Raw genomic sequence first — 16,034 nt, forward strand, 5'->3', positions numbered from 1 at the left:
CGTGAGGATCATATCACAACAGCCCGACAATGGGACACGCGGCCACAGCCTGCCGTCATTTTTTTGCCACAACGGCCAGCGCCACTACCTGACGCTCATCGGAAGAGCTACAGATTACTGTTTTTAAAGCTTTATGGGATATCGGCACGGATTTCGCTTACGACCACCTGTCAGAGATCTGGAACCGGAGTAAGGCATGAAAAAGGTAACCGGCAACGCCCGCCCCATTGACCTGAAGCAGGCCCGTGATGCCGCTGAGAACGTGCGGATCATCGATGAATGGCAGGACAACAGCAATCGGCTTACCGTCCTGTGCAGCCGTCTGCATCAGACACTGGACCTCAATGCCATGCTGGATATATTCGCCGAGGAGCTCAACCAGGTGGTTCCCTTCGCTGCCCTGGCCTACCGGCGCTCGCGCAGCGGCGGCGACTTCGGTTATCTGCTGGGCTCAGGCGGCCCCCATCACTGCTGCTACAATCTGTCCCTGCGCGGCCAGGAACTGGGCTCCCTGCGGCTGGACCGTCGTGATCGCTTCCGGGATGACGAACTGATGTTCATTGAGCAGGCCATCGGCGTGCTCATCCAGCCCCTGCGCAACGGATGGCGCTACCAGGAGGCCCTGGAATCCGCCATGACCGACGGCCTCACCGGCATGGGCAACCGCCGCGCCCTGGACGAGACACTGGACAACCACGTGGAGCAGGCCCGCCGCTACGACCAGCCACTGAGCCTGCTGCTGGTGGACCTGGACCACTTCAAGCAGATCAATGACACCCTCGGCCACGCGGCCGGCGATGAGATCCTCGGACTGGTCGGCGAACGGATCGAAACCCAGATCCGCTCCTGCGACCAGGGGTTCCGTTATGGTGGCGAGGAATTCGCCGTTGTACTGCCCCATACGGCCCAGGAAGCCGCCCATCTGGTAGCGGAGCGGCTGCGGCGAGCGTTTCGGGAAAAGCCCATGCAGTACGCTGAGCGGGCCCTTTCGATCACCGCATCCATCGGAGTTGCCACGCTGGGCGGTGATGACAGCGTGGATGATCTCCTGAAGGCGGCGGACAGCGCCCTGTACGCCGCCAAGAACAGCGGTCGCGACAGGGTCCGGATTGCCGGCGAGGGCACTGAGGGCGTGGATAACGCCGTCAGCCTCTAGAGCGGCGCCCCTTTCCCTGGCGACCTTTGGTGCCGCCACGCCCTTTCTCTGCAGGCTTGGCGGACCTCCGATCATCGGGCCTGGACGGCCGCTTGCGCTTGAGGCGGCGCAGCCGGTGCTTTTCCGTGGGTGTCGGAGATTTGACGGGCACCCGATCAAGCCCGACGGAATCACTGAGCGTATCCACATCCGCCTGCTCAAGCTCCTCCCAGCGCCCGGCACTCAGCCGGCTGGGCAGAAAGATCGGACCATGACGGACGCGCTTGAGCCGTGACACCTGCACCCCCTGGGACTCCCAGAGCCGCCGCACCTCACGGTTACGCCCTTCCATGATGGCCACGTAGTACCAGTGGTTGTGACCGGTGCCGCCCCAGTACACGAGATCCGTGAAACGGGCCTCGCCATCCTCAAGCGTCACGCCGTTGACCAGACGTTCGGCCATATCATCGTCCACTTGACCGAAAATACGCACGGCGTACTCACGGTCCACCTGCCAGGAGGGATGCATCAGACGGTTGGCCAGCTCCCCGTCTGTTGTGAACAGCAGAAGCCCGCTGGTGGAAATGTCCAGACGTCCCACAGCAATCCAGCGTTCCCCGGTGAGCCGCGGCAGGCGATCGAAGACCGTGGGCCGCCCCTCCGGGTCATCCCGGGTGGTCACCTCGCCTTCGGGCTTGTTGTAGACGATGACCCGCCTGGTGGGTGAGGCCGCCGCGCCAAGGTCCACGCTGCGCCCGTCCACAAGTACCTCATCCTGTGCGGTAACCCGGGCGCCCAGCTGGGCCACCTCGCCATTGATCTGCACGCGCCCCTGGCTGATCCAGCCTTCAATGGCCCGCCTTGACCCCAGGCCGGCACGCGCCAGCAGCTTCTGGAGACGCTCGCCGGTCTCGTTGGGGGTGTGACCGGAATCACTCATTCATTCGTCTCCGCATCCTCTTGGGAATTGCCGTTGGATTCGTCCAGTGCCAGCTCTTCCTGAAGCCGGTCTTCCACCTCGCGGCTGATGGTCTCGAGATCACGGACCTCCGCAAGGCTGGGCAGTTCGTCCAGTGACTGCAGGTTGAAGTAGTCCAGGAACTGTTTCGTAGTCGCGTACATCGAGGGGCGGCCCGGCACATCACGCTGGCCCACCACCCGGATCCATTCACGGTCCAGCAGGGTCCGGATGATGTTGGTATTCACCGTGACCCCGCGCACCTCCTCGATCTCGCCCCGAGTGACGGGCTGGCGATAGGCGATCAGTGCCAGCGTCTCCAGCAGGGCGCGCGAATAGCGCTGGGGTTTCTCCTCCCAGAGACGGCTCACCCAGGGCGAAAGCGATTCCCGCACCTGGAAGCGCCACCCGGAGGCCACTTTCCTGAGCTCAAACCCCCGCCCCTCACAGGCGTGCTCAATCAGTGAAAGCACGTGTTCCAGAACCGTGCGTGTGGGTTGCTCATGTTCGTCGAACAGAGCCTGCAGCTGATCCACACTGAGCGGCTTTCCGGCCGCCATAAGGGCGCCTTCGACAATGCGCTGAACCTGGTCGATGCTCTCCTCGTCCATCAGGCACTCCCTCTCGCACGGATATGCAACGGCGCCAGCGGCTCCGACTGCACCACCTCCACCAGCTGCTCACGAATCAGCTCCAGGGTGGCAATAAAGCTCACGACCACACCGAGGCGGCCCTCTTCCGGTGAAAACAGCGTCTCAAAACGCACAAAGCTGTCGCCGGACAGCTGATCCAGAATACTGGCCATCCGTTCCCGGGTGGATAGCTGCTCGCGCTCGACCTGATGGTGCTCGTACAGATCCGCGCGCTCCAGCACCCCCCTCAGCGCCAGCAGCATCTCCCGCAGGCTTACATCCGGATGGACCTGGCGTTCGGGCATTTCCGGGGGTTTCGCTCCCGCCAGATGGAAGTCCCGGTCCCGCCGCGGCAGCGCGTCAATGTCTTCAGCCGCCATCTTGTAGCGCTCGTACTCCTGAAGACGACGGATGAGCTCGGCTCTCGGGTCGTGCTCCTCTTCCTCTTCCTCGGTCTGACGTGGCAGCAGCATGCGGGATTTGATCTCGGCCAGGGTGGCCGCCATCACCAGGTACTCCGCCGCCAGCTCAAACCGCATCGCCTCCATGAGCGCGATGTAATCGATGTACTGATCGGTGATCGCGCTGACATCCACGTCCAGAATGTCCATATTCTGCCGCCGGATCAGATACAGCAGAAGGTCCAGAGGACCCTCAAAGGCATCCAGGAAGACCTCCAATGCATCCGGCGGGATGTAGAGGTCCTGGGGCAGATCATGGACCGGTTCGCCGGCCACCCTTGCCAGCGCCTCCCGATCGGGCGAGACCTGCTCGCCCTCGGTGCCGGTTTCCGCTTCCGTGGTCATCGACGGTATTCCAGCCCCATAACGCGCCGCACTTCCTGCAGGGTATCCCGTGCGGCATCGCGAGCCCGCTCACGGCCCTCGTCCAGGATTGAGCGCACCAGGTCCGGGTTATTCTCGTATTCACGGCCGCGTTCCCGGAAGTCCTTCTGCTCCTCGATCACCTTCTCCTCGAGCGGTTTCTTGCAATCGATACAGCCGATGCCCGCGTTGCGACAGCCGTTCCAGACCCATTCTCGGGTACTGTCGTCGGAATAGATCTTGTGCAGGTCCCAAACCGGGCACTTTTCCGGGTCCCCCGGATCGCTGCGCCGCACCCGTGCCGGGTCTGTCTGCATGGTCCGGATCTTCTGGCTGACCGAATCCGGCTCCTCACGCATGAAGATGGTGTTGCCGTAGGACTTGGACATCTTCTGCCCGTCCGTTCCCGGCAGCCGAGCCTCAGGGGTCAGCAACTCCTGGGGTTCCGGCAGGATCACCTTGCCGCCACCCTCGATGTAGCCGTAGAGCCGCTCGCGATCCCCGATCGAGATATTCTGCTGCTCCTTGAGCAGCGCCCGGGCCGTTTCCAGCGCCTCCTCATCGCCCTGCTCCAGGAAGCGACGGCGCAGGCTGCGGTAGAGTTTGGCGTTCTTCTTGCCCATCTTGGCAATCGCCGCCTCGGCCTGTTCCTCAAAGCCCGGATCACGGCCATACAGGTGGTTGAACCGCCGCGCCACTTCCCGCGTGATCTCCACGTGGGAAACCTGGTCGGCGCCCACGGGCACCTGCCCCGCCCGGTACATCAGGATATCCGCGCTCTGGAGCAATGGATACCCGAGGAACCCATAGGTCGCCAGATCCTTTTCCTTGAGCTTCTCCTGCTGGTCCTTGAAGGACGGCACCCGCTCCAGCCAGCCCAGGGGCGTGATCATCGACAGCAGCAGGTGCAGCTCCGCATGCTCCGGCACATGGGACTGGATGAACAGGGTCGAGGACCCCGGATTGACGCCCGCCGCCAGCCAATCGATCACCATGTCCCAGATGCTCTCCTCAATGGTGAACGGGTCCTCGTACATGGTGGTCAGCGCATGCCAGTCCGCGACGAAGAAGAAACACTCATACTCGTGCTGGAGCTGGGCCCAGTTGGCCAGTACACCGTGATAATGGCCCAGATGAAGCCGGCCTGTGGGCCGCATCCCTGAAAGGATGCGTTGCTGGGGTTCAACGGAAGTCAATCCGGTCTCCTCATTGGTTCAGGGTCTAGTGCGATTATACGCACGAAATGGGTATGGGTTAATCAATCAAAAAAGCCGACCCGGAGGTCGGCTTTTCTGTGGCGTATGAACCGGCAGTCTTACCAGCCCGTCGCCTCCTTGATGGCCTTGCCAATGTCGGCGAGGCTGCGCACCGTGTACACGCCCGCATCATGCAGGGCACTGAACTTCTCGTCCGCCGTGCCCTTGCCACCGGCAATGATGGCACCGGCGTGGCCCATGCGCTTACCGGGAGGCGCGGTCACGCCCGCGATGTAGGAAACCACCGGCTTGCTCACGTTCTCCTTGATGTAGGCAGCCGCCTCTTCCTCAGCGGTACCACCGATCTCACCGATCATGACGATGGCCTCGGTCTCCGGATCCTTCTCAAACAGCTCGAGCATGTCGATGAAGTTGGAACCGGGAATCGGATCGCCGCCGATGCCCACACAGGTGGACTGGCCAAAGCCGTAGTCAGTGGTCTGCTTGACCGCCTCGTAGGTCAGCGTACCGGAGCGCGAGATGATGCCAACCTTGCCGGGCTTGTGGATGTAGCCGGGCATGATGCCGATCTTGGACTGCTCCGGAGTGATGACGCCGGGGCAGTTCGGGCCGATCATGCGCACACCCTTGCGATCCACGTATTCCTTCACGTAGAGCATATCCAGCGTCGGGATGCCCTCAGTGATGCAGACCACCAGCTCAATGCCGGCATCCGCTGCCTCGACCACCGCATCCTTACAGAAGGGGGCGGGCACGTAGATCACGCTCGCGGTCGCGCCGGTCTGCTGAACCGCCTCGCGCACCGTATTGAAAACGGGCAGCCCCAGATGCTCGGTGCCGCCCTTGCCCGGGCTCACGCCGCCGACCAGATTGGTACCGTACTCCAGCGCCTGCTCGCTGTGAAAGGTCCCCTGGGCCCCGGTGAAGCCCTGGCAGATCACCTTTGTTTCCTTGTTCACCAGTACACTCATGCTTCACCTCCGGCTGCGGCAACGACTTTTTCGGCGGCTTGGGTCAGACTGCTTGCCGCGATGATGTTGAGGCCGCTGTCCGCCAGCTTCTGGCGTCCGTTCTCGGCGTTGTTGCCCTCAAGGCGGACCACCACGGGAACCGTAACGCCCACCTCTTCAACCGCACCCATGATGCCCTCGGCGATCATGTCGCACCGCACGATACCACCGAAGATATTGACCAGAACGGCCTTCACGGTGTCATCGGAAAGGATGATCTTGAACGCCTCGGCCACGCGCTCCTTGGTCGCGCCACCGCCGACGTCCAGGAAGTTGGCCGGCTGGCCACCGTGGTGCTTGATGATGTCCATGGTGCCCATGGCGAGACCGGCGCCGTTAACCATGCAGCCGATGTTGCCATCAAGCGCCACATAGTTGAGGTCCCACTCGGCCGCATGCGCTTCGCGCTCGTCCTCCTGAGAGAGGTCGCGCATCTCGGCAAGCTGCTTCTGGCGGTACATGGCGTTGTCGTCCGCGCCCACCTTGGCGTCCAGGCAGTGCAGGTTGCCCTGATCGGTGATCACCAGCGGGTTGATCTCGATCAGCGCCAGATCCTTGTCCTCGAACAGCTTAGCCAGCCCCAGGAAGATCTTCGTGAACTGCTTGATCTGGTCACCCTGAAGGCCCAGTCCGAAAGCCAGCTCACGCGCCTGATAGGGCTGCGCGCCCACCAGCGGGTCAACCGTTGCCTTGAGGATCTTTTCCGGGGTTTCCTCGGCGACCTTCTCGATCTCGACACCACCCTCGGTGGAGGCCATGAAGACGATCCGGCGAGAGCCGCGATCCACGACCGCGCCCAGATAGAGTTCCTGGTTGATGTCGGTCAGGGACTCGACCAGGATCCGGTTGACCGGCTGGCCCTTCTCATCCGTCTGGAAGGTCACCAGGCGTTCACCCAGCCACTGGTCGGCAAAGGCACGGATCTCGTCCTTTGACTTGGCCAGCTTCACCCCGCCGGCTTTGCCGCGGCCACCCGCGTGCACCTGGGCCTTGACGACCCAGCCGTCACCGCCGATCTTGTCGGCAGCTGCCACCGCTTCATCAGCGTTGGAACAGGCCACGCCCTCGGAGACGGGCAGGCCGTACTCCCCAAAGAGCTGTTTGCTCTGATATTCGTGCAGATTCATAGATCACAACCTGTTGTGTTGGAGATTGCGCCGGTCATTTCTTCCGGCGCCGATTTGCCTTGTGAATCGCCATGCCGTCCACACCCAGTGCCGCCTCATGGACGGATTCGGACAGCGTCGGATGCGCAAAGCAGGTCAGGGCCAGGTCCTCGGCGCTGGAGCCGAACTCCATCGCGATCACGCCCTGGGCAATGATCTCGGAGGCCTGGGGTCCGACAACGTGCATACCCAGTATCCGGTCGGTCTCCTCGTGGGCGATGATCCGCACCTGGCCTTCGGTTGCGTTGGCAGCCATGGCCCGGCCGTTCGCCGCAAAGGGGAAAGCACCGATCTTATAGGGCTCACCCTCGGCCTTGAGCTCTTCCTCGGTCTTGCCGACCCAGGCCAGCTCCGGATGGGTGTAGACCACGTTGGGAATGCAGTCATAGTTGACTTCGGTCGCGTAGCCCGCGATCCGGTCAACCACCATCAAGCCCTCTTCCGAGGCCTTGTGAGCCAGCATCGGGCCGCGCACCACGTCGCCAATGGCATAGATGCCGGGCACGTTGGTCTGGCACTCGTCGTCCACGGCCACGAAGCCACGCTCGTCCAGATCCACACCGGAGTCGGACGAGAACAGCTTTTCCGTGTTCGGGGTGCGGCCGACAGCAACGATGAGCTTGTCGCACTTGATCTGCTGCTCGTTACCATCACCGTCCTCATAGGTGACATAGACCAGGTTGCGCTTCACCTCGGTCTTGGTCACGCGGCACTTGAGGCGGATATCCAGGCCCTGCTTCTTGAAGCTCTTATGGGCATCCTTGGCGATGGCCTGATCCACGCCGGCCAGGAAGGTATCCTGAGCTTCCAGCATGGTGACCTCAGACCCGAGACGGTTCCAGACGCTGCCGAGTTCGAGACCGATGACGCCGGCACCAATCACGCCGACACGCTTGGGCACTTCGTCAAACTCCAGCGCGCCTTCGCTGTCGACGATCTTGCCTTCCTTCATCGGCGCCGGCGGAATCTCGATCGGGCGCGAACCGGTGGCGATGATGATGTTCTTGGCCCCATAGGTGCTCTTGTTGCCCTTGAGGTCGGTTACTTCCACCTGTTTGCTGTTGAGCACGCGGCCCCAGCCATGAATGGAGGTAACCCCGTTGGACTTGAACAGCCCCGCGATACCGCCGGTGAGATTACCGACGATCTCGTTCTTGTTCTTCATCATCTGCTCGATATCGACATCGAGCTCCTTGATCTTCAGGCCCTGCTTCTCGAAGCCGTGCTTCGCCTCCTCGTACTTATGGGAGGTTTCAAGCAGCGACTTGGACGGGATACAGCCCACGTTCAGGCAGGTGCCGCCCAGCACCTGGTCGCCCTTGTCGTCCTTCCAGCCTTCGACACAGGCGACGTTCATTCCCTGCTGCCCGGCGCGGATCGCTGCCACATAGCCGCCGGGGCCGGAGCCGATAACGATGACGTCATAGTCTTGGGACATAGTATTTCCTGCTTTCCAGTGATTCGTTGTCAGACGTCCAGAAGAATCCGCGCCGGATCCTCGAGCAGCTCCTTGATCGTCACAAGAAACTGCACAGCTTCCTTACCGTCAATCATACGATGGTCGTAGGACAGTGCCAGATACATCATCGGCAGCACCTTAACCTCGCCGTTGACGGCCATGGGGCGCTCCTGGATCTTGTGCATGCCAAGGATCGCCGTCTGTGGCGGGTTCAGGATCGGCGTCGAAATCAGCGACCCGAAGATACCGCCATTGGTGATCGAGAAGGTACCACCGGTCATCTCCTCGATGGTGAGCTTGCCGTCCCGCGCCTTCTGGCCGAATGTGTTGATGCCCTGCTCCACGTCGGCGACCGAGAGTGCATCCGCGTCACGCAGCACCGGCACCACCAGGCCCCGGTCCGTGGAAACGGCGATACCCACATCCTGATAGCCGTGATAGACCATTTCATTGCCGTCGATGGAGGCGTTGACCGCGGGGAAACGTTTGAGGGCTTCAGTCGCCGCCTTCACGAAAAAGCCCATGAAACCGAGCTTAACGCCATGGCGCTTCTCAAAGGACTCCTTGTACTGCTGACGGATGTCCATGATCGGCTGCATGTTCACCTCGTTGAACGTGGTGAGCATGGCCGTGGTCTGCTGCACATCCACCAGTCGCTTGGCGATGCTGGCGCGCATGCGGGTCATGGGCACGCGCTTCTCGGGGCGTTCACCCTGCGGCATGCTGCCGGCCGGTGCCTCGGGAGCGGCCGACTGGCCTGCGCCGCCACTGCTTTTCGCGGCGGGCGCCGGTTCACTGCCTTTCTGATCCGAAGCGCGCTGAACGTCTTCCTTCAGCACGCGGCCGCCCTTACCGGTGGCCTCGACCTTCGACAGATCAACGCCCTTTTCTTCCGCCATCTTCTTCGCGGCCGGGCTGACCAACGGCTCCTCGCCACTGTCCTCGCCCTTGTCATCGGCCGCGGCCGGTTGTTCGGGGGCTGGCTCTTCCCTGGCGGCGGATTCGTCGCTGGCGCCGCCCTCAGACTCCTCCTTCGCGTCACCGCTGCCGGCGGAACCGGACTCGCCTTCCGCGAACTTCCCGATCACTTCGCCACTCTCAACGGTATCGCCCTCGTCCTTGACGATCTCCTTGATGACACCGTCGCCGGGAGCCACGACCTCGAGCACCACCTTGTCGGTCTCGATATCGACGATCAGCTCATCCCGCTCGCACTGTTCGCCGGGTTTCTTGTGCCAGGTAGCGATCGTGCCTTCCGCAACTGATTCGGGAAAAACCGGAGCTTGGATATCTGTTGTCATTGCTCTTCCTTACTTGTCAGTACCCGTCAGACGGAGAATGCGTCTTCAACGAGTTGTTTCTGTTCCTGGGCGTGTACGCTTGGATAACCAGAGGCTGGCGCTGCCGACGCCTTGCGCCCCGCGTACTGCAGTCTCGGCTTCTTCCTGGTGCGATCCAGTGCATGCCGCATGTGGTGCTGACTGGAATACCAGGCGCCCTGGTTCATGGGCTCCTCCTGGCACCAGACCGCGGTCTCGATGCCGGTATAGGGTGCCAGCACCGCGTCCAGATCATCGTGCGGGAACGGATAGAGCTGTTCGATCCGCACGATCAGCGTGTCTTCCCGCCCGTCGGAACGCTGCTTCTCAAGCAGGTCGTAATAGACCTTGCCGCTGCACATGATCAAACGGTTAACTTTCCGCGGGTCCGGCATTTCCTTCGGAGGCAGGACTGTGCGGAAAGTGCCCTCACACAGGTCGTCCAGCGAGGACACCGCCTCCTTGTGACGCAGCAGGCTCTTAGGCGTCAGCGCGATCAACGGCTTGCGCAGAGGCCGTTTCACCTGACGGCGGAGCATGTGGAACACCTGGGACGGCGTGGTCGGAACGCAGACCTGGATGTTGTGCTCCGCTGAAAGCTGCAGGAACCGCTCAAGCCGCGCGGAAGAATGCTCGGGCCCCTGGCCCTCATAGCCATGGGGAAGAAGCAGGGTCAGCCCGCAGAGCCGCCCCCACTTGTGCTCACCACTGGTGATAAACTGGTCAACCACCACCTGCGCGCCATTGACGAAGTCACCGAACTGCGCTTCCCAGATGGTCAGCGTTGTGGGCGTGGTCGTGGCATAACCGTATTCAAAGCCCACTGCTGCCGCCTCGGAGAGCAGAGAGTCGTAGATCTCGAAGCGCGGCTGGTCATCCCGGACGTGCTCAAGCGGCACGTATTCGCTGCCGTCCTTCTGGTTGTGCAGAACCGCATGACGGTGCGAGAAGGTGCCGCGGCGTGAATCCTGGCCGGTGAAGCGGATCGGATGCCCCTCGTTCAGCAGCGTGGCGTACGCCATCGTTTCCGCGTAACCCCAGTTCAACGGTAACGCGCCCTGCGTCATCTTGCCGCGGTCCTCCATGATCTTCTTGACCTGGCGTTGCACCGTGAATCCTTCCGGTACCGTCGAGATCCGGCGGCCCAGCGCCTGCAGGGTCTTCATGGGTACGCTGGTCTTGCACCGCGCCGTCCATTCATGACCCAGGTAGGGTGTCCAGTCCACGTAGAGATCGGTATTGGGTTCCTTGACCAGAGCGTCCACCACATGGTCGCCGTTGTCCAGCTTATCGCGGTACTCCTCGAACAGCTTCTTGGCGTCCTGCTCCTGGATGGTCCCGTCATTGACGAGCTGCTTCACATACAGGTCACGGGTCGTGGGGTGATTCCGGATCTTCTCGTACATCCGCGGCTGCGTGGCGGAAGGCTCATCCGCCTCGTTATGGCCGCGCCGGCGGTAGCACACCAGGTCAATGACCACGTCCTGGCCGAACTCGTTGCGGTAATCCATGGCGAGCTGGGTCACATAGAGCACCGCCTCGGGATCATCGCCATTCACATGCAGGATCGGCGCCTGGACCATCTTCGCCACATCGGTGCAGTACTCCGTTGAGCGCGCGTCCAGGCGATGGCTGGTAGTGAACCCGATCTGGTTATTGACCACGATGTGAACGGTGCCGCCAATGCCGAAGCCCCGTGTCAGGGACATCTGGAGGCTCTCCATGACCACGCCCTGGCCGGCAAAGGCCGCATCACCATGGATCGCGATCGGCAGCACCTGCTGCCCCGTCTCATCCTCACGGCGTGCCTGGCGTGCACGGACTGAGCCGCTCACTACCGGGGTCACGATCTCCAGGTGCGACGGGTTGAAGGCCAACGCCAGGTGGACCTCGCCACCGGGGGTCATCACGTTGGAGGAGAAGCCCTGATGGTATTTCACGTCCCCTGAGCCCTCGTCCATGGTCACCTTGCCGTCAAACTCATCAAACAGCTCCCTGGGGTTCTTCCCGAGGGTATTGACCAGGATGTTGAGCCGGCCCCGGTGGGCCATGCCAATGACAATCTCGCGCGCCCCATAGGAGCCGGCACGCTGGATGAGCTCGCTGACACAGGGTGTGAGCGATTCCGCGCCCTCAAGACCAAAGCGCTTAGTCCCGGGATACTTGGAACCAAGATACTTCTCCAGCCCCTCGGAGGCATTGAGCCGCTCAAGCAGGCTCAGTTGGGTCTTCGTTTCATAGTTGGGGTGCGACTTCACGCTCTCCAGCCGATGCTGGAACCAACGCTTCACCGTGGTATCCACAATGTGCATGTACTCGGCGCCCACGGTGCTGCAGTAGGTGCGCTCCAGCCCATCGATGATATCCCGCAGCTTCATCCGCTCAGAGCCGAAGAACAGCGACCCGGTCTGGTATTCCACATCCAGATCGTCATCATCCAGCTCGTGATAGCGGAAATCGAGATCCTTCACTTTGGGCCGGTTCAGCAGCCCAAGGGGATCCAGGTCCGCATTCTGATGGCCACGGAAACGATAGGCATTGATCAGCTGGAGAACGCGGACCTGCTTTTCTTCGGCCTTGGAGATGGAAGAGGGAGCGCCCTGGGCGGGAGAGTAACGGCGCTGGTTCTGGGCAATGTATCGGAACTGGTCTCGGATTTCTCGGTGTGGAACATCGGGTCTGTGGTCGCCTGGTATTCCCGGAAGCTGGTCAAAATAACGCCGCCATTCTTCCGGAACGCCGTTGGGATCCTTGAGGTAGGTTTCGAACAGATCCTCAACGTAAGCCAGATTCCCACCCTGCAGGTGGGACGTCCGCCACAGCTGCTCCATTATGCTTTCATGCATGGCACTCGCTCGCCTCTGACTGGACTTCGTGTCAGCAAACGCGGCCCTGGCCTTTTGAGCTCCGGCCGCGTGCCCTTGCGCGACACGGTGTTGCCGTGACGCGCATTAACCAAGGGCGGCCTGCGGGCCGCCCTGAGCGTCTTCTGGCGTGAACTGTGTCGCAATAATCAGGTTGTGCGCTGCATCAGCATAGTACGGATATGGCCGATTGCACGTGTCGGGTTCAGTCCTTTGGGGCAGACACTCACACAGTTCATGATTCCGCGGCAGCGGAATACACTGAACGGGTCATCCAGATTATCGAGACGTTCCGCGGTCGCCGTATCACGGCTGTCCGCCAGAAAACGATACGCCTGCAGCAGCCCAGCAGGGCCAACGAACTTGTCCGGGTTCCACCAGAACGACGGGCAGGCCGTTGAGCAGCAGGCGCATAGAATACACTCATAGAGCCCGTCGAGTTTCTCCCGGTCCTCGGGGGACTGGAGACGCTCGATGGCGGGCTCCGGATTATCATTGATCAGGTACGGCTGGATCCTCTCGTACTGCTGGTAGAAGATCGACATGTCCACCACCAGGTCCCGTACCACGGGCAGCCCCGGCAGCGGGCGCAGTACCAGCTTGTTATTCTTAACAACTTCCGACACCGGCGTGACGCACGCCAGCCGGTTCATGCCGTTGATATTCATCCCGTCCGAGCCGCAGACGCCCTCACGGCAGGAACGACGGAATGCCACACTGACATCATCCTCCTTGATCATGTGCAGGACGTCGAGCACCATCAGATCCTTGCCTTCCGGAAGCTCAACTTCGACGTCCTGCATGTACGGCACATTGTCCGTTTCAGGATTGTATCGATAGAGACTGACCAGCATCACAACACCTCTTTATTAGTACTTCCGGACTGTCGGCGGGAATGCATCCATCGAGCGCGGCGCAAAGTTGACCTCACGCTGCCCCAACCGCTTTTCAAGCGGGAAGTAGATGGAGTGCTTCAGCCACTGTTCATCGTCACGCTCGGTGTAGTCGTTCCGCGCGTGGGCGCCACGGCTTTCACGCCGCTCAATGGCTGACACCGCCGTTGCGTACGCAACCTCGTAGAGGTTTTCCAGTTCCAGCGCTTCGACACGGGCGGTGTTGAAGGCGTTGCTGGTGTCCTCGAGTTTCGTGTTGCGGATCTTTTCGCCGATCTCATCCAGAATTCTGAGGCCTTTCTCCATGGGTTCGCCATCGCGGAAAACCCCGAAGTAAAGCTGCATGGTGTCCTGGAGTTCCTTCTTGACATCGTAGACACGCTCGGTGCCCTCACCACTGTTGAGGCGATCCAGACGCGCCATGGCGCGCTCGATGTCGCTTTCACTCGCCTCCATAGCGTCGCCGCCCTCGCGCAGCTGCTTTTCGATCTGCAGGCCCGCGGCACGGCCGAACACCACCAGATCCAGCAGGGAGTTGCCGCCCAGGCGGTTGGCACCGTGTACGGATACCGAGGCCGCCTCACCGCAGGCAAAGAGCCCTTCAATGGGCTGGTCATTGCCACTGGCGTCCTGGGTCATCACCTGACCGCCGATGTTGGTCGGCAGGCCGCCCATCATGTAGTGGCAGGTCGGCACCACCGGAATCGGCTCCTTCACCGGATCCGCATGCGCGAAGGTCCGGGAAAGCTCCAGGATACCCGGCAGGCGCAGATTCAGTGTCTCCTCGCCAAGGTGGTCGAGCTTGAGGTAGACATGGTCCTTGTTGGGGCCACAACCACGGCCTTCCAGAATCTCCAGAACCATGGACCGGGCCACAACGTCGCGGCCGGCCAGATCCTTGGCGTTCGGGGCATAGCGTTCCATGAAGCGCTCGCCCTCCGAATTCACCAGATAACCGCCCTCGCCACGGCAACCCTCGGTCACCAGAGTGCCCGCACCATGGATACCAGTGGGGTGGAACTGCCACATCTCCATATCCTGAACCGGAATACCGGCCCGCAGGGCCATGCCCACGCCGTCACCGGTGTTGATCAGGGCGTTGGTGGTGGAGGCGTAGATGCGGCCAGCACCGCCGGTTGCCAGTACCGTGGCCTTGGACTTGATGTAGACGACTTCGCCAGTCTCCATCTCGATGGCGATGACACCCACCACCTGCCCATCCTGGTTCTTCACCAGATCGACGGCATACCACTCATTCAGGAAGGTGGTGCCGCCCTGCAGGTTCGCCTGGTAGAGGGTGTGAAGCAGTGCGTGGCCGGTACGGTCCGCTGCCGCGCAGGTGCGCGCCGCCTGACCGCCCTTGCCGTATTCCTTGGACTGACCGCCGAAGGGCCGCTGATAGATACGGCCATTCTCGAAACGGGAGAACGGCAGCCCCATGTGCTCCAGCTCATAGACGGCACGCGGGCCCACGGAGCACATGTATTCGATCGCTTCCTGGTCGCCGATGTAGTCCGAGCCCTTGACGGTGTCATACATGTGCCAGCGCCAGTCATCGTTCGGATCCGCACTGGCGATGGCACAGGTGATGCCACCCTGCGCGGAGACGGTGTGCGAGCGGGTCGGAAAGACCTTGGAGATGCATGCTGTATTGATGCCGGACTGGGTCAGCTGCTGCGCGGCCCGCAGACCGGAACCGCCGCCACCGATCACGAGTGCATCAAACGACATGGTTCTAAGATTGGACATGATTCAGAGCCCCCAGAGAATCTCGACACCCCATACGAGGTAGATGAACATGATCAGCCCGCAGCCGGCCTGGATGACAAACCGCAGCGCTGTCGGCTTGATGTAATCAGTGGTAACCGTCCAGAGACCGACCCACGAATGGATACCCAGAGAGATCAGCGCCAGCAGGCTGAAGATGCGCATCCAGAGCTGGTCGAACAGGCCAGCCCACTGCGCGTAATCGAGATCGGACGACCCCAGCACAAACCCCGTCAGAAACAGGGTATACAGCGCCAGCACCACGGCTGACACACGCTGCATCAGCCAGTCATAGGCACCGGTGCGCCCGAGGTTGGTGACACTCTTTACCATATCCAGACTCCCAGCAGAACAATCAGTACGGCAGAGACCACAAAGGTGATCTTGGTGCTGAGTCGACCGCCCTCAAGCGTCTCCCCAACGCCCATGTCCATGACCAGGTGACGGATACCCGCCACCAGATGGTAGGCAAGCGCCGATAGCGTGCCCCAGACCACCAGCTTGCTCAGCGGGTGTGTCATGAGCTCCGCCACGGCCGCGAACCCGGCCTGACCGGCCAGTGACTGGTCGAGACCATAGAGAAGGAATGCGATCCCGACGAATGCCGCAATACCGCTAATTCGATGCAGGATTGAGGCAATGGCGGGAATGGGAAAATGGATGGTGCTGATTTCTAGGTTAACCGGTCGTTTGGTCGTCACGGCTCCTGACCCCTGTCTGGTGCGCCGGGCGGTGTCGGTCGGCCCCGACAGCCGGGCACAGTGTGTTGGTGGATCATCGTTCTGATCAG

The 16,034-nt window shown here is 61.6% G+C and carries 14 protein-coding genes; 1 reads left to right on the forward strand and 13 read right to left on the reverse strand.

Features of this window, described 5'->3' with window-relative positions; genetic code table 11:
* Positions 1–196 precede the first annotated feature (196 nt).
* Positions 197–1,156 (forward strand): GGDEF domain-containing protein, encoded by a 960-nt coding sequence (locus F3089_RS09110; protein WP_151440508.1) that lies wholly within the window; start codon positions 197–199, stop codon positions 1,154–1,156.
* On the opposite strand, the gene rluB is transcribed toward F3089_RS09110, so the two are convergent.
* The 13 genes from rluB to sdhC all read right to left on the reverse strand — a co-directional run bounded on the left by rluB (position 1,146) and on the right by sdhC (position 15,945).
* Entirely contained in the window at positions 1,146–2,075 is a 930-nt protein-coding gene (gene rluB, locus F3089_RS09115; protein ID WP_151440509.1) for a 23S rRNA pseudouridine(2605) synthase RluB, read from the reverse strand. The genes F3089_RS09110 and rluB overlap by 11 nt on opposite strands.
* Positions 2,072–2,704 (reverse strand): SMC-Scp complex subunit ScpB, encoded by a 633-nt coding sequence (gene scpB, locus F3089_RS09120; RefSeq protein WP_151440510.1) that lies wholly within the window; start codon positions 2,702–2,704, stop codon positions 2,072–2,074. Before scpB ends, rluB begins: the two co-directional genes overlap by 4 nt.
* Positions 2,704–3,531, reverse strand: a complete 828-nt coding sequence (locus F3089_RS09125) for a segregation and condensation protein A (RefSeq protein WP_151440511.1) — start codon at positions 3,529–3,531, stop codon at positions 2,704–2,706. Before F3089_RS09125 ends, scpB begins: the two co-directional genes overlap by 1 nt.
* Positions 3,528–4,745, reverse strand: coding sequence for a tryptophan--tRNA ligase (locus F3089_RS09130; RefSeq protein WP_192497315.1), 1,218 nt, complete (start codon positions 4,743–4,745; stop codon positions 3,528–3,530). Before F3089_RS09130 ends, F3089_RS09125 begins: the two co-directional genes overlap by 4 nt.
* A gap of 119 nt (positions 4,746–4,864) precedes the next feature.
* Positions 4,865–5,737, reverse strand: a complete 873-nt coding sequence (gene sucD / locus F3089_RS09135) for a succinate--CoA ligase subunit alpha (protein WP_151440512.1) — start codon at positions 5,735–5,737, stop codon at positions 4,865–4,867.
* Positions 5,734–6,903 carry an ADP-forming succinate--CoA ligase subunit beta gene (gene sucC / locus F3089_RS09140; protein WP_095616672.1) on the reverse strand — a complete coding sequence of 390 codons (1,170 nt, stop codon included), beginning with the start codon at positions 6,901–6,903 and terminating at the stop codon, positions 5,734–5,736. Before sucC ends, sucD begins: the two co-directional genes overlap by 4 nt.
* Before the next feature lie 34 nt (positions 6,904–6,937).
* Positions 6,938–8,380, reverse strand: a complete 1,443-nt coding sequence (gene lpdA, locus F3089_RS09145; protein WP_151440513.1) for a dihydrolipoyl dehydrogenase — start codon at positions 8,378–8,380, stop codon at positions 6,938–6,940.
* A 29-nt stretch (positions 8,381–8,409) separates the two neighbouring features.
* A complete protein-coding gene (gene odhB / locus F3089_RS09150; protein WP_151440514.1) occupies positions 8,410–9,702 on the reverse strand; it encodes a 2-oxoglutarate dehydrogenase complex dihydrolipoyllysine-residue succinyltransferase in 1,293 nt (430 codons plus the stop codon).
* A gap of 26 nt (positions 9,703–9,728) precedes the next feature.
* The gene (locus F3089_RS09155) at positions 9,729–12,566 is read right to left on the reverse strand and encodes a 2-oxoglutarate dehydrogenase E1 component (protein ID WP_151440515.1); all 2,838 of its coding nucleotides are present in this window, start codon (positions 12,564–12,566) and stop codon (positions 9,729–9,731) included.
* Between the two features lie 167 nt (positions 12,567–12,733).
* The gene (locus F3089_RS09160; RefSeq protein ID WP_095616668.1) at positions 12,734–13,438 is read right to left on the reverse strand and encodes a succinate dehydrogenase iron-sulfur subunit; all 705 of its coding nucleotides are present in this window, start codon (positions 13,436–13,438) and stop codon (positions 12,734–12,736) included.
* Positions 13,439–13,453: 15 nt separating this feature from the next.
* Positions 13,454–15,226 carry a succinate dehydrogenase flavoprotein subunit gene (gene sdhA / locus F3089_RS09165; protein ID WP_095616667.1) on the reverse strand — a complete coding sequence of 591 codons (1,773 nt, stop codon included), beginning with the start codon at positions 15,224–15,226 and terminating at the stop codon, positions 13,454–13,456.
* 3 nt (positions 15,227–15,229) lie between these two features.
* Positions 15,230–15,577: a succinate dehydrogenase, hydrophobic membrane anchor protein gene (sdhD, locus tag F3089_RS09170; protein WP_151440516.1), complete on the reverse strand. Its 348-nt coding sequence runs from the start codon at positions 15,575–15,577 to the stop codon at positions 15,230–15,232.
* Positions 15,571–15,945: a succinate dehydrogenase, cytochrome b556 subunit gene (sdhC, locus tag F3089_RS09175; RefSeq protein WP_151440517.1), complete on the reverse strand. Its 375-nt coding sequence runs from the start codon at positions 15,943–15,945 to the stop codon at positions 15,571–15,573. Before sdhC ends, sdhD begins: the two co-directional genes overlap by 7 nt.
* Between the last annotated feature and the right edge of the window lie 89 nt (positions 15,946–16,034).

Origin of the sequence: Halospina sp. K52047b, from assembly GCF_008709855.1 — a bacterium.
GTDB classification, from domain to species: domain Bacteria; phylum Pseudomonadota; class Gammaproteobacteria; order Pseudomonadales; family Oleiphilaceae; genus Halospina; species Halospina utahensis_B.